A 21917-nucleotide genomic window follows, 5' to 3' on the forward strand; every position below is an offset into this window, starting at 1 on the left:
ATACAGCATAAATTACATGAACAAGCACATTAAAAAAATAGCGGTAATTGGCTCAGGAATAATGGGTAGCGGTATAGCCTGTCATTTTGCAAATATTGGCGTAGAGGTTTTATTGTTAGATATTGTTCCTAGAGAACTGAATGACAAAGAGAAAGCGAAAGGTTTAACCTTGCAAGACAAGGTTGTTCGCAATAGAATGGTAAATGATTCTTTAACGGCAGCGTTGAAATCTAAGCCATCACCTATCTATCATCAAAATTTCGCAAACCGTATTACTACGGGTAATATGGAAGATGATATTTCAAAAATATCTAAAGTTGATTGGATTATTGAAGTTGTAGTTGAACGATTAGATATTAAAAAACAAGTTTTTGAAAATATTGAAAAGTACCGTACTCCGGGTACTTTAATTACCTCTAACACTTCTGGTATTCCTATCAAATTTATGTCCGAAGGTAGAAGTGATGACTTTCAAAAGCATTTTTGTGGTACCCACTTTTTTAACCCTGCACGATATTTAAAACTTTTTGAAATCATCCCTGGTCCAAAAACAGATGCTGATGTATTGAGCTTTTTAAATGGATACGGAGAAAAATTCTTAGGTAAGACTTCTGTAGTTGCCAAAGACACTCCTGCTTTTATAGGTAATAGAATTGGAATTTTTAGTATTCAAAGCCTTTTCCATATGGTTAAGGAAATGGATATGACTGTTGAAGAGGTTGATAAGCTTACCGGTCCTGTAATCGGTAGACCAAAATCTGCTACATTTAGAACTGTTGACGTTGTTGGTTTAGATACTTTGGTACATGTTGCTAATGGTATCTATGATAACTGTAAAGATGATGAACGTCACGATTTGTTTAAACTACCTGGTTTCATCAATACCATGATGGAGAACAAATGGCTGGGAAGTAAAACAGGTCAAGGATTTTACAAAAAAAATAGTGACGCTAAAGGTAATACTGAAATATTAACGCTTGATTTAGATTCGATGGAATATCGTTCTAAAAAAAGTGCAAAATTTGCAACATTAGAATTAACGAAAACGGTTGATAAAGTTGTAGATCGCTTTGCTGTTCTTTGTGGCGGAAAAGATAAAGCTGGTGAGTTCTACCGTAAGAGTTTCGGACAGTTGTTCGCTTACGTTTCTCATAGAATACCTGAAATTACCGATGAACTTTATAAGATAGATGATGCCATGAAAGCTGGTTTTGGCTGGGAACATGGTCCATTCCAAATTTGGGATGCCGTTGGTTTAGATAAAGGTCTAGAATTTATTAAAGCTGAAGGCTTAGAAGCTGCTGCTTGGGTTCAAGAAATGAAATCTGCCGGTAAAAATTCTTTTTACGCTATTAAAGAAGGCAGTACCTATTTTTATGATATTCCGAAAAAATCTTTAGAAAAAATCCCTGGACAAGATTCATTTATCATATTAGATAATATTAGAAAATCGAAAGAAGTATTTAAAAATGCCGGTGTTGTTGTAGAAGATTTAGGTGACGGAATTTTGAATGTAGAATTCCAATCGAAAATGAATACCATTGGTGGTGATGTTTTAGCTGGCTTGAATAAAGCAATAGACATGGCCGAAAAAGATTTTCAAGGTTTGGTCGTTGGTAACCAAGCTCCGAATTTCTCGGTTGGTGCTAATATTGGCATGATTTTCATGATGGCGGTCGAGCAAGAATATGACGAGCTGAACATGGCTATTAAAATGTTCCAAGATACGATGATGCGTATGCGTTATTCTTCTATACCGACAATTTCTGCACCACATGGTATGGCATTAGGTGGTGGTTGTGAAATTTCATTACACGCAGATAAAGTTGTTGCTGCAGCTGAAACCTATATGGGACTTGTAGAATTTGGAGTTGGTGTTCTTCCTGGTGGAGGTGGCTCTAAAGAAATGGCATTACGTGCACAAGATACTTTTAAGAAAGGTGATGTTGAATTAAACGTTTTGCAAGAATACTTCTTAACTATTGGTATGGCAAAAGTTTCTACTTCAGCCTACGAAGCTTTTGATTTAGGATTGCTTCAAAAAGGAAAAGATGTTGTAGTCGTTAATAAAGACCGTCAAATAGCAACTGCAAAAGCGCATGCTATTTTAATGGCAGAATCTGGATATACACAACCAGCAGCTCGAAATGATATTAAGGTATTAGGTAAACAAGCATTAGGTATGTTTGTGGTAGGTACCGATGCTATGGAAGCTAGCCACTATATTAGCGAACATGATAAGAAAATTGCAAATAAGCTTGCTTATGTAATGGCGGGTGGTGATTTATCAGAACCTACATTAGTATCTGAGCAATATCTATTAGATATAGAGCGTGAAGCTTTCTTATCATTATGTACTGAAAGAAAAACTCTAGAACGTATTCAGCATATGTTGAAAACGGGTAAGCCATTACGTAACTAAAATTGCGTAGCTGTCATCCTGTAGCTATTAGCTATCGGTCTATTATAAAACAACAATTAAATGCTAATAGCTAAAAGCTAATAGCCAAAAGCATAAAAAATGAAAACTGCATATATAGTAAAAGGATATAGAACTGCTGTTGGAAAAGCTCCGAAGGGAGTTTTCCGTTTCAAGCGAACAGATGAATTGGCTGCCGAAACCATCGAGTATATGATGAAGGAATTGCCACAATTCGACAAAAAACGTATTGATGATGTCATCGTAGGTAATGCGATGCCTGAGGGTTCTCAAGGTTTGAACATGGCGAGATTAATCTCATTAATGGGATTGGATATTGTTGATGTACCAGGCGTAACCGTAAATCGATTCTGCGCATCAGGATTGGAGACCATTGGTATTGCCGCAGCTAAAATTCAAGCTGGTATGGCAGATTGTATTATTGCTGGTGGTGCCGAAAGTATGAGCTCTGTTCCAATGACAGGTAATAAACCAGAACTAAACTATGATTTAGCAAATTCTGGTCATGAAGATTATTACTGGGGAATGGGTAATACTGCTGAAGCTGTAGCAAATGAATACAAAGTATCTCGTGAAGATCAAGATATGTTTGCTTATAATTCTCATATGAAAGCTTTAAAAGCACAGGCAGAAGACCGTTTTCAAAGTCAGATAGCACCTATTGAAGTGGAAGAAACATATTTGGATGCTAACGGAAAAAAAGCACACCGTAAGTATACAGTCACTAAAGATGAAGGACCTAGAAAAGGTACTTCTGTAGAAGTATTAAATAAACTTCGCCCAGTATTTGCTGCTGGCGGAAGTGTAACTGCTGGTAACTCATCGCAAATGAGTGATGGTGCTGCCTTCGTTTTAATAATGAGTGAAGAGATGGTAAAAGAATTAAATCTTGAACCTATTGCACGATTGGTAAATTATGCCGCTGCTGGTGTACCACCTAGAATAATGGGTATTGGTCCTATTGCTGCTATTCCAAAGGCATTAAAACAAGCAGATTTAAAACTAAATGATATTGGTTTAATAGAATTGAATGAAGCTTTCGCTTCACAATCTTTGGCAGTAATGCGCGAATTGAATATCAATCAAGACATCGTAAACGTAAATGGTGGTGCAATTGCACTTGGTCACCCACTAGGATGTACAGGAGCAAAATTATCAGTACAATTGTTTGATGAAATGCGTAAAAGAAATATGCAAGGTAAATACGGTATGGTAACCATGTGCGTAGGTACAGGTCAAGGAGCTGCCGGAATATTTGAATTTTTAAATTAACAACTTTCACTAATTAATATTACAGTGTTTACTTGATACTAATTACTTTATACTAAATACTATTAACAACATGAGTACAGATACAGTAAAAAAAGACATTCTTAGAGGAGGACAGTTCCTTGTTAAAGAAACCAATTGTGAAGATGTTTTCACATTAGAAGATTTGAATGAAGAGCAACGCATGATGCGTGAGAGTACCAGAGAATTCGTAGACAGAGAACTTTGGGCACATTGGGAGCGTTTTGAGAATAAAGACTACGCTTTTACTGAAGAAACCATGCGTAAAGCTGGTGAATTAGGACTATTAAGTGTAGCTGTACCAGAATCATACGGTGGTATGGGTATGGGGTTCGTTTCTACCATGTTAGTTTGTGATTACATTTCAGGTGCAACTGGTTCTTTCAGTACTGCTTTTGGAGCACATACTGGTATTGGTACTATGCCAATTACTCTTTATGGTTCTGAGGAGCAAAAACAAAAATATGTACCAAGATTAGCTTCTGGAGAATGGTTCGGCGCTTATTGCCTTACTGAGCCAGGTGCTGGTTCTGATGCTAACTCAGGAAAAACTAAAGCTGTTCTTTCTGCAGATGGTAAATCATACAATATTACAGGTCAGAAAATGTGGATTTCTAACGCAGGTTTCTGTAATATGTTTATCGTATTTGCTCGTATTGAAGATGATAAGAATATTACTGGTTTCATTGTAGAAAATGACCCAAGTAACGGTATTACTTTAGGTGATGAAGAAAAGAAATTAGGTATTCACTCCTCTTCTACTCGTCAGGTGTTCTTTAACGAAACTAAAGTTTCGGCTGAGAATATGTTATCTACCAGAGGTAACGGATTCAAAATTGCAATGAATGCATTGAACGTAGGTCGTATTAAATTAGCGGCTGCTTGTTTAGATGCACAGAGAAGAGTTATCGGTGAGGCTACTAAATATGCCAATGAGCGTATTCAGTTCAAAACTCCGATCATAAACTTCGGAGCGATTAAATCTAAAATTGCCGAAATGGCAACTAGTGTATATGTTGATGAGTCTGCTAGTTACCGTGCTGCTAAAAATATAGAAGATCGTATTGCTATGCGTGAAGCTGAAGGGAATACACACCAAGAGGCTGAACTTAAAGGTGTTGAAGAATATGCTATCGAATGTTCTATACTTAAAGTAGCTGTTTCTGAAGATTGTCAAAATACTACAGATGAAGGTATTCAGATTTTTGGTGGTATGGGCTTTAGTGCTGATACTCCGATGGAATCTGCTTGGAGAGATTCGAGAATTGCTCGTATCTACGAAGGTACTAACGAAATCAACAGAATGTTGGCTGTAGGCATGCTTGTGAAAAAAGCAATGAAAGGTCATGTTGATCTTTTAGGTCCTGCGACTGCTGTTGGTGAAGAGCTAATGGGAATTCCTTCTTTCGATACTCCAGATTTTTCTGAACTATTCGCTGAAGAAAAAGATATCTTGAAGAGACTTAAAAAGGTTTTCTTAATGGTTGCTGGATCTGCAGTACAGAAATACGGTGCAGAATTAGAAAATCACCAACAATTAATGTTGGCTGCTTCTGATATTCTTATTGAAGTATATATGGCAGAATCTGCTTTATTACGTACCGAGAAAAATGCAAAACGATTTGGTGAAGAAGCACAAGCTACTCAAATAGCCATGTCTAGATTATACTTGTTCAGTGCTACTGAAACCATCATCAATAAAGGTAAAGAAGCTATCGTTTCTTTTGCTGAAGGTGATGAACAAAGAATGATGTTAATGGGACTTAAACGTTTCACTAAATATACAAATTACCCTAATGTAGTGGCTTTACGCACACAAATTGCTGATAAAGTTTCTGCAGATAACGGTTATACGTTTGACTAATTCAGATTACTTTTGTTGTTTGGTAACTTGAATGTTAAACCGTCCCAATTGGGGCGGTTTTTTTTTAACATTTTTTTACGAAATTGCTAGTTTTTTTTATACCTTAACCTTGAACATTTAATATATGAATACATGAAAAAACAAAAATTAACTACGATTAAATTTTTATTTTCAATTGCTCTTGGAGTCTCTGTGCTTCATTCCTGTACTTCTGAAAACGAAATCATAGAAACCAGTGATTTAAATGCGGTTACCGCAAAAAGTAGTATTAAAAAAACTGATAATTCTAGCGAAGATTATATGGTCATCTTACGCGATGAAAGTGTTACCGATTCATTTCTTGCCGAAATTGAAGCTTTAGGAGTCACCGTAAAATCTTCAATTCCTGAAATTGGTATTGTAACGATTTCCTCAACAGAAGACCTAAATTCTACTCTTTCAAAATCATCTATTGTGCAGTCTATTGTACCAGATTATAATGTACAAATGATCGATCCGGAACTTAATCCTCAAGCTGAAGCTTTAAGTATAGGTAGTGACGAACCATTTTTTGATTTTTTATGGGGTATGGATGCCATTGGCGCTCCTGCAGCATGGAATACGAATAATACCGGATCAAATGTGCGTGTTGCTGTTCTTGATTCAGGAATTGATGCCGAACACCCTGATCTTGCTCCTAATTTAAATACTGAACTTAGTGCCTCATTCGTTGCTGGTGAAGACTGGAATGTACAACCTGGATTTTATTTCAACCATGGCACCCATGTTGCAGGAACAATTGCTGCAGCAGATAATGAATTAGGTGTAATTGGAGTAGCTCCAAATGTAGAACTTGTAGCCGTTAAGGTACTTTCCGAGTTTACTGGCTCTGGTCCTTTTAGTGCTATTAATGCGGGAATCGTATACGCTGCAGACATAGAAGCTGATGTCATCAATATGAGTTTAGGAGCAACGTTTAATAAAAATGGATTCATTACTTTAGCTGATGGATCTGTAGTTAAAGTTCCTGGTAAATTTATAAGTGAAATTAGAGTTGCTCAGCAACGTGCTATAGATTATGCCTATAGAAAAGGGGTTACTATCGTAACTTCTGCTGGAAATGGTGGTACTAATCTAGATGGTGCAGGGTCCACTATTAAATTACCTGCTAGTCTAAACAATGTAATTTCAGTATCGGCAACGGCACCGGAGAGCTGGTTTGAAAACCCTACCACAGATTTAGATCTACCTGCTAGTTATACGGATTATGGAAAGAGCCATGTTACCGTTTCGGCTCCTGGAGGTGATTTTGATAGCCTTTCTGATTTTTGGTACTACGATATGGTTTTAAGTACAATCTCTGGGGGATGGAGCTGGAGTGCCGGTACAAGTATGGCTGCACCGCACGTAACAGGAGTAGTTGCTTTGATCATCGGTAAAAATGGCGGACAAATGGACCCTCATGAAGTTACCAAACAATTGATCAATACTTCCGATAAAATTGACACCAATGGTAAGAGTGTCTACCATGGTTACGGAAGAGTAAATGCCTATAGAGCAGTTACGGAGTAAAAAGCATACTATTTTATTGAAAAAATGCTAGCCAAATAGTATTGGCTAGCATTTTTTATATTTTCTGAAAAATAAACATTATTATTCTCGTAATGATTCCAGTATTTGATATTGTTTTTAAAGAGATTACATTTAAACCATGCATAAAAAATTACTAGAACAGGTTTATAAAGCTTCCGATTTTAATTTAAATGGTCATATTCTAATCGAACAGTTGACTTCTCACTTAGAGGATAAAACGAATGCCTCTTCTCGTAATGCAATCAACTGGAACGAACCTGAAAAAGAACTAGAATTCTGGAAGAATTTTTTAACTGACGGGGATAAAAAAGACCTTTTTTCAGAAATAACAAAACGTACCACCTACGTACACCACCCGCATTATATGGGACACCAAGTGAGTCCGCCAGCTCCCGTTACTGCACTCACTGGTCTAATTAGTTCCTTATTAAATAATGGCACTGCGGTATACGAGATGGGTATGTCTTCGAATGCTATTGAGCGTATTATTATAGAATTGCTTTGCAAGAAAATTGGTTTCGATAACACTTCTGGGGGATTCTTAACCTCTGGCGGAACTCTAGCAAATCTTACTGCTTTATTAAGTGCGAGAAAGGCTATAACTAAAAGAGATATTTGGAATGAGGGTAACCAAAATCAATTAGGTATTATGGTAAGCGAAGAAGCACATTATTGTGTTGATCGCGCCGCAAGAATTATGGGTTTAGGTGAACAGGGAATTATTAAAGTTCCTGTAACCAAAGATTTTAGAATGGATACCGATTTACTGGAATCTAAATTCAAAGAAGCACAAGAAATAGGAATTGAAATATTCGCTATTATTGGTAGTGCACCTTCTACTGCAACCGGTATTTTTGATGACTTAGAAGTGATTGGAGAATTTGCTATAAAACAAAAAATTTGGTTTCATGTTGATGGCGCACATGGCGGAGCGGGTATATTTTCAGAAAAATACAAACACACTCTTAAAGGTATTGAATTGGCGGATTCGGTGGTAATTGATGGTCATAAAATGATGATGATGCCAGCGCTAACAACTGCCCTACTCTATAAAAATGCTTTAAATGCTAACGCGACTTTTAGCCAAAAAGCAGATTATTTACTTACAGATTCTGAGCATGAAGATTGGTACAACTCTGGTAAACGAACGTTTGAATGCACCAAAAACATGATGAGCATTCACTGGTTTACCCTGCTAAAATTATACGGAGAAGAAGTTTTTGACGCCAATGTTACCCACCTTTACGATTTAGGCGCTCTCTTTGCTCACCTTATTGAAAAAGAGCCAAATTTCGAATTAGCGCTACAACCAATGTCCAATATTGTTTGTTTTAGGTATTATCCTTCTGGTATGGATGAAGAGCATATAAATGCTCTTAATGTAAAAATTCGCCAATCTCTTTTAGAAGATGGCGAATTTTATATTGTACAAACGAAGTTGAAAGGCTCACAATACATGCGTATTACGGTTATGAATCCGTTTACCACAGAACTTCATTTTAAAGCCTTAATCAAAAAGATTAATTCCTTTGCTATTCGTTAATTATTCCCTTAAAGACTCGAGCATTTGATCTTCACTTTCTTTTTTAGAGAAGTTAATAGCACATTCAATTAACGCTAAATGCGAATAGGCTTGCGGGAAGTTTCCTAATAATCTTTTCGTCTTAAAATCAATATCTTCACTAAAGAGACCTAAATGATTACTATAACTCAATAATCGCTCAAAATACTCTAACGCCTTCTCTCGTTCCCCTATTTTAAACAAGCTATTTATGTACCAAAATGTACATACGGTAAATGATGATGAAGGCAAACCAAAGTCATCTTCGTTTTTATAACGATACAATAATCCGTCATTGTTCAATTCCCTCCCTATGGCATTTACGGTACTTATATATCGTTCGTCTTTTGCGTTCACACATCCGTAAGATTCCATTAACAAAACTGATGCATCTAATTCTTTAGATCCGTAAGACTGTGTGTATGCACCAACTTCATCATTCCAAGCATTATCATATATATCTTTCCAGATTTCTTCTCTAATAGGCTCCCACTTGTCAATCTTATGCTTTTTACCAAGCATTTCCGCCACTTTTATAGCACGATCTAAGGCTGTCCAGCATAATACTTTTGAGAATGTAAAATGTCTATCTTCTGTTCTGAACTCCCAAATACCTTTATCGGCATCCTTCCAATTGTTACTCACTATCCAAACGATTCCTTTAGTAATCGCCCATAAATCTTCACCATTATCGATGTCGACACTGAATTTTACCATTTGCTCGTATATCACATCCATCAGAATACCATAAATATCGTTCTGCTTTTGGTGATATGCCGCATTGCCGATACGTACCGGTTTAGACCCCTTATAACCAGATAAATGTTCGAGCGTTTCTTCGGTCAGTTTTTTCTCTTTGTTGATACCATACATGATCTGAAGCTTCTCTGCCTTATCTGGTATCAAATCTATAATGAACTGTAAATAGCGCCTTGCAACATTTTTATGTCCCAATTCAGATACCACTTTAATCACCATTGACGCATCACGGATCCAACAAAAACGGTAATCCCAATTACGTACCTCGCCTATTGTCTCTGGTAATGATGTGGTCGCTGCGGCTAAAACTGCACCTGTTTTATCATAACTTAATAGCTTCAATGTCAGTGCACTTCTAGAAATTTCTTCGTTGAATTTCTTATAGGTAGGTGTCAAATTTGACCAATTCAACCAATACACCTTTGTGTTCTGTAATTCTAAATAAACTCTTTCTGTAGTAGGTAATAACAACTTTTCGTTGTAACCCATTAACATAAACTCATCTTGGGTAAGTACTACCTCTACACTATTTACAACAGATTCCTTATCAAGTGAGGTATATAAGAATACGGTATCAAATTTAACATCATGTGTAAGACTGGCAATGAAATCTTTCTTAATAAAAGTTTCTGTCGTGCCCATCGCATACTCCAGCTTTGGATCATAGAGTACCGAAAAACTTGGTTTTCCTGAAATATATTTAAAATAGCGTACCAACTCTGGCGGAGAATGATATGCATTCCCCTCTTTACGGTACCTTGGCATAAAATCATGTATCTCAAAATGGTCATTACCAGATTTAAAAGAAGTGATTAATATATTCGTATACTGTTGATATTTTTGGGTGATTGTGTAACTGTCAGCTACATTTATTTCAAAACTACCGCCAATTTCTTCGTCCAATAGTTTAGCGAAAACTGACGGACTATCGAATTCTGGCAAACAACACCAGTCGATACCTCCTGTCTTTGAAATTAATGCTGCACTTCTGCAATTTCCTATTATTCCGTAGTCTAAATTATCCATTCAATAAAAATGTTGATTCATATGAGGTTTCAATTGGTATTGCCCTCCTTTTTCCCGAAATTTAGAGAAATAATTATCAAGACGTAGCAAAAAAATCTCTTTTATGGCTAAAACTATCATTATCTCAAATAGACTACCTGTACAATTGCAAATTAGCAATGGAGGCATTACTGCAGTGCCAAGTGTTGGCGGTTTGGCTACCGGAATGAAATCTGTACACTCGGGCGGAGATAGCCTTTGGATCGGTTGGAGCGGACTCACAGATGAAGAAATACCCGAAGAATTAATTCCTGAAATCGATAGCGCATTAGCGAAACATGGCTCTTCTAAAGTTAACCTTACAGAAAAAGAAGTAGATGGTTTTTACTACGGATTCAGCAATAGAACCATATGGCCTCTATTCCATTACTTCTTAGAGTATTCTGAATTCGAGCTAGAAAGTTGGGAAGTTTATAAAGCAGTTAACCAAAAATTCGCCGATGCTATTCTTGAAAAAGCCGATAATGATGATACGATCTGGATTCATGACTATCAACTGATGTTGGTACCACAAATGGTTCGTGCCCAAAGACCAGATATTTCAATAGGGTTCTTTTTACACATACCTTTTCCTTCTTACGAGATATTTAGAACGCTACCTTGGCGTAAAGAAGTATTACAAGGTTTACTAGGTTCAGATTTAATCGGATTTCATACGTATGACTACGAACGTCACTTTTTGAGCTCTGTACGCAGGTTATTAGGTTTAGAGGTGAGCTTCAATGATATCTACTTAGATGATAGGGTAATTAAAGTAGATTCCTTCCCTATGGGAATCGACTATAAGAAATTCAGCGATGCTGCCAAAGAACATTCGCAACGTAGCGAAGACGAAAAATCTGAACTACAAAAACGATTAGATACCCATAAAAAATCGGCACCTGATGCTAAATTCTTTTTATCTATCGACCGCTTAGATTATACAAAAGGTATTGCGAAACGATTAAAGGCGTTTGAGTATTTCTTAAATAAATATCCGCAGTATAAAGAGAAAGTCCGTCTAATTATTCTTGCTGTACCTTCTAGGTCAAACGTACCGCAGTATCAATTATTAAAACGTGAAATAGATGAATTGGTCGGTAGAATAAACGGAGAGCTTTCAACAGTAAGCTGGACACCTATTTGGTATTTCTATAGATCGATGCCTTTTGAAAACTTAATTGATTTATATACGTCTTCTGATATTGCTTGGTTAACGCCTATCAGAGATGGTATGAATTTGGTCGCCAAAGAATACATTGCTACCAGAACCAATAAAACGGGAGTTTTAATATTGAGCGAAATGGCAGGTTCTGCCAATGAAATGAATGAATCGCTATTGATCAACCCAAACAATTTTGAACAAATTGCAGATGCTTTGAACGAGGCTATTAATATGCCCAAAGAAGAACAAATAGCTAGAAATACGTTGTTGCAAAAAAGATTGGAACGCTACAATGTTGAGAAATGGGCGAACGACTTCATGAATTCATTAGTTGGTCAAAAAGAAAAAGACCAAACTTCAAAGTCTCGAAAACTGTCTGTAGATATTATGGATACGGTGATGGATGATTATAACAAAGCCAAAAGAAGATTAGTATTTTTAGACTATGACGGTACATTAGCAGGTTTTCATGCTGATCCACAAAAAGCATCGCCAGACGAAGAATTATACAAACTTTTAGATGCCATTTCTTCTCAACCAAATACAGATATGTATTTAATTAGCGGACGAGATAAAGAAACATTTACCAAGTGGTTTTTGCCTAAAAAATACAATATGATTGTTGAACACGGCGTATGGATTTCTCAAGGTGGTGAAGAATTCAGGATGCTAGAAACGGTGAAAAAAGACTGGATGGAGAAAATTTTACCGGTGTTAGAATCTTTTGTTGACCGTACACCTGGTAGTTTTATTGAAGAGAAAAATTACTCTTTAGCATGGCATTACAGAAAAACAGATCCAGATTTTGGTCAAAAGCGTTCTGTTGAATTAAATACGGTATTGACAAGTCTTATTGCCAATGACGACCTAAGTGTATTAAATGGCAACAAGGTGATGGAAATTAAAAGTAGTAATGTAAATAAAGGTCGAGCTTCTATGCGTGTGTATACAGAACATGAGTACGATTTTGTGTTTGCTATTGGTGATGACTGGACCGATGAATTCATGTTTCAAGAACTACCTGAAGATTCTATTACTGTAAAAGTAGGTCGTCAAAAAACACAGGCAAGATACTTTGTTGACAACACTAAAAATGTGCGTACAATTTTGAAGAGATTTGCCGACAAAGAATAAACATGCTTACCAACTAACCTTATTACTATGAAACAAATTTACAACCTCGTGTTTGTAGGTATTTTTTGCTGCCTTACTACTTTTGCCCAACAAGGCACCGAAGTTTATGTAGCAAATTTAGATTTGAGTACTGATAGTTTGAAGATTAATGAGGTTATCAACATTTCTAATAATGAAGGTTATGATAATCAGCCTTCATTTTTTTCTTATGAGAAAATTCTGTTCGCGTCGACTAGAAATAATCAAACTGATATCGCTCTTTATGATGTAAAGGATAAAACAACTACTTGGCTCTCTAACACACCAAATGGCAGTGAATATTCTCCATTAAAAATTCCGGGTAGAGATGCCGTTTCTGCTGTTCGTTTAGATAAAGATGGGTTACAACGTTTATAGGAGTATGATTTTAATACAGGTGACTCTAAAATTTTATTACCAGATTTAAAAGTGGGTTACCATGTTTGGTTTTCTAGTGATATTATTGTTTGCACGGTTTTGATTGAAAATCGTATGGATTTGGTGGTGTATAACTTAAAAGAGAACACCCATTATACTGCACAGAAGAATGTGGGTCGATCGTTGCATAAAATTCCCAATACAGAGCTAATAAGTTTTATAGCAAAAGATGGCGAGAATGCAACTATTACATCACTATATCCTTATTCTAAAGAAAAAAAGGATATCATTACCCTTTTAGGAGATTCTGAAGATTTCACTTGGACTACAGATGGAAGCTTAATTACTGCGGATAACAAATATCTGTTCTCCTTTAAGCCATCAATCGATACTGAGTGGAAAACAATGTTTGAATTTCAACAAACTGATATTCATGGTATTTCTAGACTAGCCGTAAGCCCTAATGGAAAGAATATTTCTTTTGTATCTAAAGATGCTCCAGATAAAATTGTTCAAAAACAAGTAGAAGCTTTTAATGCGCGAGATTTAGAATCATTCGCCAATTGTTATTCAGAAGATGTTGTGGTGAAAAATTTTCCTTCAGATACGCTATATATAGGAAGACAACAATTAAAAGATAACTATAAAACTTTTTACAGTACAACACCTTCCATAGAAGTTAAAGTATCTTCGAGAATAATAATTGGCTCTACTGTTATTGACCAAGAATTTGTCACTATTGGCGACAAACAAAAACAACAAGTTGCGATTTATGAGACTGACGGACTGATTAAAAGCATGACTTTTATTAGGGATAAAAAAACAACAATCGACCCCGAAGTAATTGTTCAAAAACAACTTGACGCTTACAACAAAAGAGATCTTGACGGTTTTTTAAATACCTACTCCAAAACAGCTAAAATATATAGTTACTCGGGAGAATTAAGATCAGAAGGTACAGATGCAATGCGATCTGGCTATGCTGATTTATTCAATTCTACCCCTGATTTACATTGCGAAATTCTCAATAGAATTGTTATTGGCAATACCGTAATCGATGAAGAGTCAATAACTGCAAATGGTAAAATTATCTCTGCCGTGTTAGTCTATGAAGTTGAAAATGATAAGATAATTAAAGCCACAATTATCAGATAGTCTATTGAAATCTAAACCTCATATTCTTCCCATGATTATTCTATCGCAGTTTGCCTGTACCTCAACTTGGTTTGCAGGGAACGCGATATTAGAATCATTGACAAAAAAGTTAGATTTTGGTCCGGACATTGTTAGCCATGTCATTTCTTCGGTACAATTCGGATTCATCATCGGTACCCTAATATTTGGAGTTTTAATGATTGCCGATCGGTATTCTCCTTCTAGAGTATTTATGATTTGTGCCTTTCTTGCATCCGTTTCTAATCTGACATTGATCTATCCTGATTTAAATGTGGGCGAGTTACTTTTCGCTAGATTTAGTACGGGTTTCTTTTTAGCAGGTATTTATCCCGTAGGAATGAAAATAGCTGCAGATTATTATGAAAAAGGACTCGGTAAAGCATTGGGATTCTTAGTTGGAGCATTAGTTTTAGGTACGGCTTTTCCTTTTTTAATTAAAGGGAGTCCCATAGCTAATCATCCTGATACGGTTATAATGTTGACCTCTGGTATTACCGCGTTAGGCGGACTCTTACTCTTCTTACTCGTACCCAACGGTCCGTATCGAGTGGCAAGTGCCACGTTAAAATTTGATGCAGGACCGAAGCTTTTTAAAAATTTCGAATTCAAAAAAGCTGCATTTGGCTATTTCGGTCACATGTGGGAACTCTATGCATTTTGGGCTTTTACACCTATTGCTATTCAATATTTTGCCATTCAATCAAGTAGTGCTATTTCTGTATCACTTTGGTCAGGAATCGTAATTGCCCTCGGCGGATTATCTTGCGCCTATGGCGGCATACTTTCGCAACGTATAGGCAGTAAGAAAGTAGCATTAATAGCTTTAATAGCATCAGGATTTTTATGTTTAATTTCTCCGCTTCTATTTTCACTTCCAATATATGTATTCTTGGCAGGTTGGTGTTTATGGGGCATTGCTGTAACAGCAGATTCGCCTCAATTCTCAAATTTGGTGGCATCAGCCGTGGCACCCGAATTAAAAGGCACTGCACTTACACTCATAAATTGTATTGGTTTTGCCATTACTATTATTAGTATTCAACTTCTAGGATCACTTCAATCGATCATCCCTATTCATCTTTTATTTATTCCTTTAGCCATCGGTCCGTTGTTGGGTGTATCCTCTTTATTATCTAAAAAGAAAAACAGCAGAAATACTCAAAGTTGAGATCCTTATTCACCACATCCTATTAATTTCAATACCTATTTTAATCCAATTTAAATAATACCACATGCCCCTATACTTTTATACATGAAATTATGCTCAACCCTATATTTTACTTAATTTTAGAAACCTATTGCCCATACTAGCTTTACTCATAAAAAAAATTCAAATGAAAAAATTATTACTGTTCACCTTACTAACCTCAGCTATTACATTAACGGCGCAAACCGACCAACGTATTTACGACATTATCAATGCGGTTTCTGCTGAACGAATAGAAAACGATGTTACTAAACTTGTCAATTTTGGTACTAGGCATACCTTAAGCGATACCGTTTCAACGACAAGAGGCATTGGTGCAGCAAGACGTTGGATCAAAAGCGAATTCGAAAAAACAGCTGCCGAATGTAATGGGTGTTTAAAAGTTTTCTTTCAAAAAGACTTAATTAAAAAAGGTACTAACGACCGTATTATAAAAGATGTAGAAGTAGTTAACGTACTTGCTATTCAAAAAGGGACAAAATACCCTAATCGCTATATAATTATGAGTGGCGATATCGATTCTCGTGTTAGCGACCCTACCAATTTCACCGATGACTCCCCTGGAGCAAATGATAACGCCAGCGGTATGGCTGGAACTATTGAAGCTGCCCGTGTATTATCTAAATATAAATTCGAGAATAGCATTATCTATATGGGACTTTCAGGTGAAGAACAAGGTCTTTTCGGCGGTGGCGGTATTGCGCAATACGCAAAAGATAAGGACTGGGAAGTGATCGGTATTTTCAATAATGATATGATCGGTAATATTACCGGTGTCGATGGAACGGTTAGTAATGTAGATTTTAGAATTTTCTCTGAACCTGTACCACCGACCGAAACTGAAGAACAGCGTAAGGCAAGACGTTTTTACGGTGGTGAAGTTGATGGAATTTCTAGACAACTGGCGCGTTACGTTCATAAAAACGTGAAACAGTACATGCCAGAAATGAACCCAATGATGATTTATCGTTTAGATCGTTTTGGTCGTGGTGGGCACCATAGACCATTTAACGACGCGGGTTTCCCTGGTATTCGTATTATGGAAGCTCATGAGAACTACACACAACAACATCAAGATATTCGTGTTGAAGATGGCATTGCTTATGGCGATGTTCTAGAACATGTAAACTTTAAGTACGCGGCTAAATTAACGGCTGTAAACGCTATAAACCTAGCATCTATTGCTTGGGCTCCTCCTGCACCTAAAACAGTTAAAATAGGTGGTATTGTTGAGCCAGCGGCTAAATTTCAATGGAGTAAGGTTGATGGCGCAAAAGGATATAAGATATATTGGAGGGACACCACATCCCCTACCTGGGATCATAGTAGATATGTTGGTGATGTTTCTGAATTCTTATTAGAGGGAATTGTTATCGATAATTTTTTCTTCGGAGTTTCTGCTGTTGGCGAAAACGGATTTGAGAGTCCGGTGGTTTTTCCTAATGGAATTTTCAGATAGACTTTATACATATTAGACATGAACAAACTACTTGTTGCTTTTACTCTGGGGATATTCACTTTTTCACAAGCCCAAACCTTTACTGAACAAGATACGCTTAGAGGTAGCATTACCCCTGAACGTGAATGGTGGGATTTAAATTATTATCACCTAGATATTGATGTAAATGCCGATGATAAATTTATTTCTGGCTGTAATACCATTCGCTATAAGGTTTTAAAGCCTCATCAGGTACTACAAGTGGATCTACAACCACCATTGCGCATTGAGAAAGTGACGCAAGATGGTGTCGAACTTGAAGTGACGAATAATATAAATGCTCATTTTATACAATTGACCAAACCTCAGAAAGTAGGCGAGTTTAATGAGGTCGTTGTTACCTATTCAGGTCTCCCAAAAGAAGCAGTTAATGCCCCATGGGATGGCGGATTCTCTTGGAAAAAAGATGCTAATGGCAACGATTTCGTCGCTACTTCTTGCCAAGGTTTAGGTGCTAGTGTATGGTGGCCTAATAAAGACCACATGTACGACGAGGTTGATAGTATGCTCATTAGCGTAAAAGTACCAAAGGGATTAATGAACGTTTCTAATGGGCGTCTTAGAAGTGTTGACAAAGAAACAAACACCTACAATTGGTTTGTTTCTAACCCCATCAATAATTATGGTGTCAATGTCAATATCGGTGATTACGTACATTTCGATGAAATTTATCAAGGAGAAAAAGGTGGACTTGATATGGATTATTATGTTTTAAAAGATAATCTAGAGAAAGCAAAAGATCATTTTAAAGATGCCCCTAAAATGATGCAAGCTTTTGAGCATTGGTTCGGACCCTACCCTTTTTATGAGGACTCATTTAAATTGGTAGAAGTCCCCTATTTAGGTATGGAACACCAAAGTTCTGTTACCTATGGCAATCAATATCAAAAAGGGTATTTAGGAAGAGATTTATCGAGTACCGGTTGGGGATTAAAATTCGATTTTATCATTATTCATGAAGCGGGGCACGAATGGTTTGCAAATAACATTACCTATAAAGATGCGGCAGATATGTGGGTACACGAAGGTTTTACCTGCTATTCAGAAAGTCTATTCTTAGACTATCACTATGGTACAGAGGCTGCAAATGCTTATGTACAAGGCATTCGAAACAATATTAGAAATGACAAACCCATTATCGGTATCTACAATGTAAATCATGAAGGTAGCGGCGATATGTATTATAAAGGTTCTAATATACTTCACACACTGCGGCAAGTGGTAAATGAAGATAGAAAATGGAGAACTATTTTACGCGGACTTAATTCAGAATTCTATCACAAAACAGTAACTACAGATGAAATTGAAAAATTTATTGGGGTAGAAATGAAGCGAGATTTAAAACCTTTTTTCGACCAATATTTACGGACGACCAAGATTCCGGTTTTCGAGTATAAAGTGAAAGGTAAAAAAGTATCTTATCGTTTTACGAACACTGTAGGTAACTTTAGCCTTCCGATAAAAGTATATATCGATGACGCCCCCGTTTGGTTAGAGCCAAATACAGAATGGCAGTCGAAAAAAGTAAAAGGGAATTTAAAAACCTTACGTGTAGATCCGAATTTCTATATAGAAACCAATTCTTAAAACAGCATTTCTTAATAATTTCATTTTTAGCGTTCATCATAAATTATATCAGGTCAATTTCCTTTTTTAAGAAGGGTATTTTTGCCGTAGCTATTTGTTAGGTACCCATGAAAAAAACGCTTGCTATATATAGAAATAGTGCCTTTAGAGGTTTTATTCAAAGGCATTCTAAATATGCACCGATACTTTTCTTTATTGGTGGTTTCATTTTTGACACCTTAACATTAGGTCGTATTGACCGTACGTATGATCTAACGGTTTTATGTCTGCATATGACCTCGTTATCTGTTACATTATATCTATATAATTTAGTTGACGACGGTAAATGGAAAAATACCTTTTTAGAACGCTATGAAGAGTACTTACCACTCGCAATTCAGTTCTTTTTTGGAGGATTATCTAGTGCATATGTAATTTACTTCTCTAGAAGTGTTTCCTTATCGAAAACAGCATCCTTCTTTATAATTCTTGTCTTACTGTTGATTGCCAACGAATTTCTTAAAAAACGAATCTCTAATAAATATCTGCAGTTTGGTGTTTATTACTTTATTAGTTTCACATTTTTCACTTTTATGATTCCTGTTTTCTTGAAGGAATTAAATACCACCATATTCTTAATCTCTGGCGCAGCTAGTTTAGTTAGTACCCTAGTGCTTCTTACATTTATCTATAGCAAAAGTCCGAGTACTCGCAAAGAAATTAAGCTAGGCAAAATGATTGCCATTATATTGGCTATCTACGGTATTATTAATTTATTCTACTTCTTAAGATTAATACCACCTGTACCCCTGGCTTTAGACAAAGGTATTGTAGCTCATGATATCGTTTTAAAAAATGGCAAATATGAGGTAACCTATGAATCTGAAGAATCGCATATATTTTGGCGTAAGCACAAATTAGACTATAGCTACATTCCAGATCAACGGGTCTATATATTTTCTTCAATATTCGCACCTACAGATTTAAAGAAATCAATTTTTCATCGATGGAGAAGATACAATGATGACACCAAAGAATGGGTAACCATAGAAGATATTGGTTATGATATTACAGGTGGTAGAGATGGCGGCTTTAGAGGTTACACCTATAAGGCCAACGTTACGCCAGGTGAATGGGAAGTACAGGTTCTTACAGAAGAAGAGCAGGTTCTTGGGGTTATCGGGTTTCATATTAATCTTAGACAAGACGGCGAAGCCCTTAAACTAAAAACATCTAAATTCTAATTTAATATCATTATCTACCTATAACAGTTTAAAATTCAGCAAATTAAAGCATACTTATCTTTTATGAAATGCCTGTAATTATTTAATTTTCATGAATTGTTTACCGTATTAAAACATAGATTACCTTCGCGCAACTTTAAATAAATATGTGTCAATATACCTAAAAGTCAAAGCGGTAGACCGTCTTTTCTACCAATTAGATAAGGAGTTAGGCTCCTTTCAACAATCTACAGGACTTGCATGTGTAGCTAATTGCGGACTATGTTGTCTAAAACCGGACATTAACGCTACTGCGTTAGAGTTTTTACCACTAGCCTACCACCTTTTAAAAAATGGCGAAGCCGAAGAATGGTTAGAACAATTGCGAAATGATAGCGACAATAAACTTTGCCCTATTTTGAATAGAATTATTGCTCCGGGTTCGAAAGGCTTTTGCTCTGATTATGCACACCGCGGACTCATTTGTAGACTGTTTGGATTTTCAGCCATGTTGCACAAAAATAACATACCTACATTGGTTACTTGTAAGCCTATAAAGGAACAAAAACCAGAGGCCGTTGCTAAAGCTAATGCACATATTGTTTCAAAAAGTAACTATCCTTTAATTAGTAACTATTATACTCAGTTACGCTCTATAGATGACTCTTTAGGGATAGAATTGTTCCCTATAAGAATTGCTATTGAGAAAGCTATTCTTGCCGTATTAGGGTATTACGCATACCGTAAACCACCAAAATATACTAAAGTCGCTTAATACATCTATCTTCAAAAAAAGATAAAAACGTACTTTTATACATACATTAATAACGACTATTTTATTGCTTTGAATCGTGGCAATGTATCATTATAAATAACCTATTTTGAAAGTATACGGAGTAAGTGGTTTAGGCGCTGATAAAAGGGTCTTTGAGCATTTAACCTTAGATGTTGAGATAATACCCATTGTTTGGATAATACCTAATAGAAATGAATCTATTAAAAGTTATTCTGAAAGGCTTAGCTCAGTTATAGACACCTCGAAGGAATTTGCCCTGATTGGTGTAAGCTTTGGTGGGTTAATAGCCACTGAAATCAATCAAAGACTTCATCCGAATAAAGTAATTCTTATTTCTTCCGCACAAACAAAACGAGAATTAAGACCCATCTATAAATGGATTGGTAAATCTAGGATTTTGAAGCTTATACCTGCTTCTCTATTCAATCCGCCCAGGTTTCTTGCGAGGTATATCATCGGAGCTAAAAACGCTAAACTGTTTTATGAGATATTAGATGATACCGATTTAAACTTTGTGAAATGGGCGTTACAAGAATTTACTACATGGCAGAATCTAAAAGAATCTGTAAACGTAGTTAAGATAAACGGCACAAATGATAAATTAATTCCGCCCCGAGGTACTACTGCCATGAAGCTTATTGAAGGCGGAGAACACTTTATGATTGTAGATAGAGCAGATGAAATCAGCGAAATCATTAATTTTGAATTGAAAAATCTTAAGAAAAAATAAAATGACCAACTCTAAAAAAATTATAGCAGCCATACATACTGAATTGTCAAAGGACACACCAAACTGGGATACTCTATTGAAAATAATTTTAGAACATTTTGAATGTTCTACAGGTACTTTACATTTTTTAGATAAAGACTTTTTATTACAGCTTCAATCGCAAGTAGGTATTCCTGAGTTTTTGATTCCGAAGTTGTCCACTATTCCTATTGGGAAAGGTATGGCCGGTATTGCTGCAGAGCGTAAAAAACCTGTTGAAATGTGTAATCTACAGACTGATGATTCGGGAGTAGCTATACCATCGGCAAAAGATACTAAAGTAGAAGGTTCATTAGCTGCACCATTGATGCACAACGAAAAGCTTTTTGGAACTATTGGTATCGCTAAACCTGTACCATACGATTTTACGAAAGCTGAGATAAATTTACTTATGGAAATTGGTGAATTGATAAGCAAAAAATTGAGCTAAGTAATCCACCTTTAAAAATAAAAAAAG

General features: G+C 36.2%; 16 protein-coding genes. 15 read left to right on the top strand and 1 reads right to left on the bottom strand.

Features of this window, described 5'->3' with window-relative positions:
• Positions 1-16 precede the first annotated feature (16 nt).
• From ACEN2N_RS05810 to ACEN2N_RS05830, 5 genes are all read left to right on the top strand, one after another.
• On the top strand, positions 17-2422 hold the full coding sequence (locus ACEN2N_RS05810; RefSeq protein ID WP_441823431.1) for a 3-hydroxyacyl-CoA dehydrogenase NAD-binding domain-containing protein: 2406 nt from the start codon (positions 17-19) through the stop codon (positions 2420-2422).
• Between the two features lie 99 nt (positions 2423-2521).
• A complete protein-coding gene (locus tag ACEN2N_RS05815; protein WP_424000641.1) occupies positions 2522-3712 on the top strand; it encodes an acetyl-CoA C-acyltransferase in 1191 nt (396 codons plus the stop codon).
• Between the two features lie 70 nt (positions 3713-3782).
• Complete coding sequence (locus ACEN2N_RS05820) at positions 3783-5594, top strand: acyl-CoA dehydrogenase family protein (RefSeq protein ID WP_441823432.1); 1812 nt, start codon at positions 3783-3785, stop codon at positions 5592-5594.
• A 132-nt stretch (positions 5595-5726) separates the two neighbouring features.
• A complete protein-coding gene (locus ACEN2N_RS05825; RefSeq protein ID WP_441823433.1) occupies positions 5727-7145 on the top strand; it encodes a S8 family peptidase in 1419 nt (472 codons plus the stop codon).
• A gap of 139 nt (positions 7146-7284) precedes the next feature.
• Positions 7285-8709 (top strand): pyridoxal phosphate-dependent decarboxylase family protein, encoded by a 1425-nt coding sequence (locus tag ACEN2N_RS05830; protein ID WP_441823434.1) that lies wholly within the window; start codon positions 7285-7287, stop codon positions 8707-8709.
• On the opposite strand, the gene ACEN2N_RS05835 is transcribed toward ACEN2N_RS05830, so the two are convergent.
• Positions 8710-10512: a glycoside hydrolase family 15 protein gene (locus ACEN2N_RS05835; RefSeq protein WP_441823435.1), complete on the bottom strand. Its 1803-nt coding sequence runs from the start codon at positions 10510-10512 to the stop codon at positions 8710-8712.
• Between the two features lie 103 nt (positions 10513-10615).
• On the opposite strand from ACEN2N_RS05835, the gene ACEN2N_RS05840 reads away from it, so the two are divergent.
• From ACEN2N_RS05840 to ACEN2N_RS05885, 10 genes are all read left to right on the top strand, one after another.
• Positions 10616-12829: a bifunctional alpha,alpha-trehalose-phosphate synthase (UDP-forming)/trehalose-phosphatase gene (locus ACEN2N_RS05840; RefSeq protein WP_441823436.1), complete on the top strand. Its 2214-nt coding sequence runs from the start codon at positions 10616-10618 to the stop codon at positions 12827-12829.
• A 27-nt stretch (positions 12830-12856) separates the two neighbouring features.
• On the top strand, positions 12857-13225 hold the full coding sequence (locus ACEN2N_RS05845; protein ID WP_441823437.1) for a hypothetical protein: 369 nt from the start codon (positions 12857-12859) through the stop codon (positions 13223-13225).
• A 51-nt stretch (positions 13226-13276) separates the two neighbouring features.
• On the top strand, positions 13277-14380 hold the full coding sequence (locus ACEN2N_RS05850) for a nuclear transport factor 2 family protein (RefSeq protein ID WP_441823438.1): 1104 nt from the start codon (positions 13277-13279) through the stop codon (positions 14378-14380).
• A 31-nt stretch (positions 14381-14411) separates the two neighbouring features.
• Positions 14412-15569: an MFS transporter gene (locus ACEN2N_RS05855; protein WP_441823439.1), complete on the top strand. Its 1158-nt coding sequence runs from the start codon at positions 14412-14414 to the stop codon at positions 15567-15569.
• A gap of 166 nt (positions 15570-15735) precedes the next feature.
• Positions 15736-17067: a M28 family peptidase gene (locus tag ACEN2N_RS05860; RefSeq protein WP_441823440.1), complete on the top strand. Its 1332-nt coding sequence runs from the start codon at positions 15736-15738 to the stop codon at positions 17065-17067.
• An 18-nt stretch (positions 17068-17085) separates the two neighbouring features.
• Entirely contained in the window at positions 17086-18693 is a 1608-nt protein-coding gene (locus ACEN2N_RS05865) for a M1 family metallopeptidase (RefSeq protein WP_441823441.1), read from the top strand.
• A 107-nt stretch (positions 18694-18800) separates the two neighbouring features.
• Positions 18801-19916, top strand: coding sequence for a DUF2914 domain-containing protein (locus ACEN2N_RS05870; RefSeq protein ID WP_441823442.1), 1116 nt, complete (start codon positions 18801-18803; stop codon positions 19914-19916).
• 148 nt (positions 19917-20064) lie between these two features.
• Complete coding sequence (locus tag ACEN2N_RS05875; protein ID WP_441823443.1) at positions 20065-20670, top strand: YkgJ family cysteine cluster protein; 606 nt, start codon at positions 20065-20067, stop codon at positions 20668-20670.
• Between the two features lie 106 nt (positions 20671-20776).
• On the top strand, positions 20777-21421 hold the full coding sequence (locus ACEN2N_RS05880; RefSeq protein ID WP_441823444.1) for an alpha/beta hydrolase: 645 nt from the start codon (positions 20777-20779) through the stop codon (positions 21419-21421).
• A gap of 1 nt (position 21422) precedes the next feature.
• Positions 21423-21890, top strand: a complete 468-nt coding sequence (locus tag ACEN2N_RS05885; protein ID WP_441823445.1) for a GAF domain-containing protein — start codon at positions 21423-21425, stop codon at positions 21888-21890.
• The last annotated feature ends 27 nt before the right edge of the window (positions 21891-21917 follow it).

Source organism: Maribacter spongiicola (genome assembly GCF_052119685.1).
Taxonomy (GTDB): Bacteria; Bacteroidota; Bacteroidia; order Flavobacteriales; family Flavobacteriaceae; genus Maribacter; species Maribacter spongiicola_A.

Bases quoted from the DNA above. Each gene is read 5' to 3' on its own strand.
- ACEN2N_RS05810 (WP_441823431.1), top strand. From the start codon at position 17: ATGAACAAGCACATTAAAAAAATAGCGGTAATTGGCTCAGGAATAATG.
- ACEN2N_RS05815 (WP_424000641.1), top strand. From the start codon at position 2,522: ATGAAAACTGCATATATAGTAAAAGGATATAGAACTGCTGTTGGAAAA.
- ACEN2N_RS05820 (WP_441823432.1), top strand. From the start codon at position 3,783: ATGAGTACAGATACAGTAAAAAAAGACATTCTTAGAGGAGGACAGTTC.
- ACEN2N_RS05825 (WP_441823433.1), top strand. From the start codon at position 5,727: ATGAAAAAACAAAAATTAACTACGATTAAATTTTTATTTTCAATTGCT.
- ACEN2N_RS05830 (WP_441823434.1), top strand. From the start codon at position 7,285: ATGCATAAAAAATTACTAGAACAGGTTTATAAAGCTTCCGATTTTAAT.
- ACEN2N_RS05835 (WP_441823435.1), bottom strand. From the start codon at position 10,512: ATGGATAATTTAGACTACGGAATAATAGGAAATTGCAGAAGTGCAGCA.
- ACEN2N_RS05840 (WP_441823436.1), top strand. From the start codon at position 10,616: ATGGCTAAAACTATCATTATCTCAAATAGACTACCTGTACAATTGCAA.
- ACEN2N_RS05845 (WP_441823437.1), top strand. From the start codon at position 12,857: ATGAAACAAATTTACAACCTCGTGTTTGTAGGTATTTTTTGCTGCCTT.
- ACEN2N_RS05855 (WP_441823439.1), top strand. From the start codon at position 14,412: ATGATTATTCTATCGCAGTTTGCCTGTACCTCAACTTGGTTTGCAGGG.
- ACEN2N_RS05860 (WP_441823440.1), top strand. From the start codon at position 15,736: ATGAAAAAATTATTACTGTTCACCTTACTAACCTCAGCTATTACATTA.
- ACEN2N_RS05865 (WP_441823441.1), top strand. From the start codon at position 17,086: ATGAACAAACTACTTGTTGCTTTTACTCTGGGGATATTCACTTTTTCA.
- ACEN2N_RS05870 (WP_441823442.1), top strand. From the start codon at position 18,801: ATGAAAAAAACGCTTGCTATATATAGAAATAGTGCCTTTAGAGGTTTT.
- ACEN2N_RS05885 (WP_441823445.1), top strand. From the start codon at position 21,423: ATGACCAACTCTAAAAAAATTATAGCAGCCATACATACTGAATTGTCA.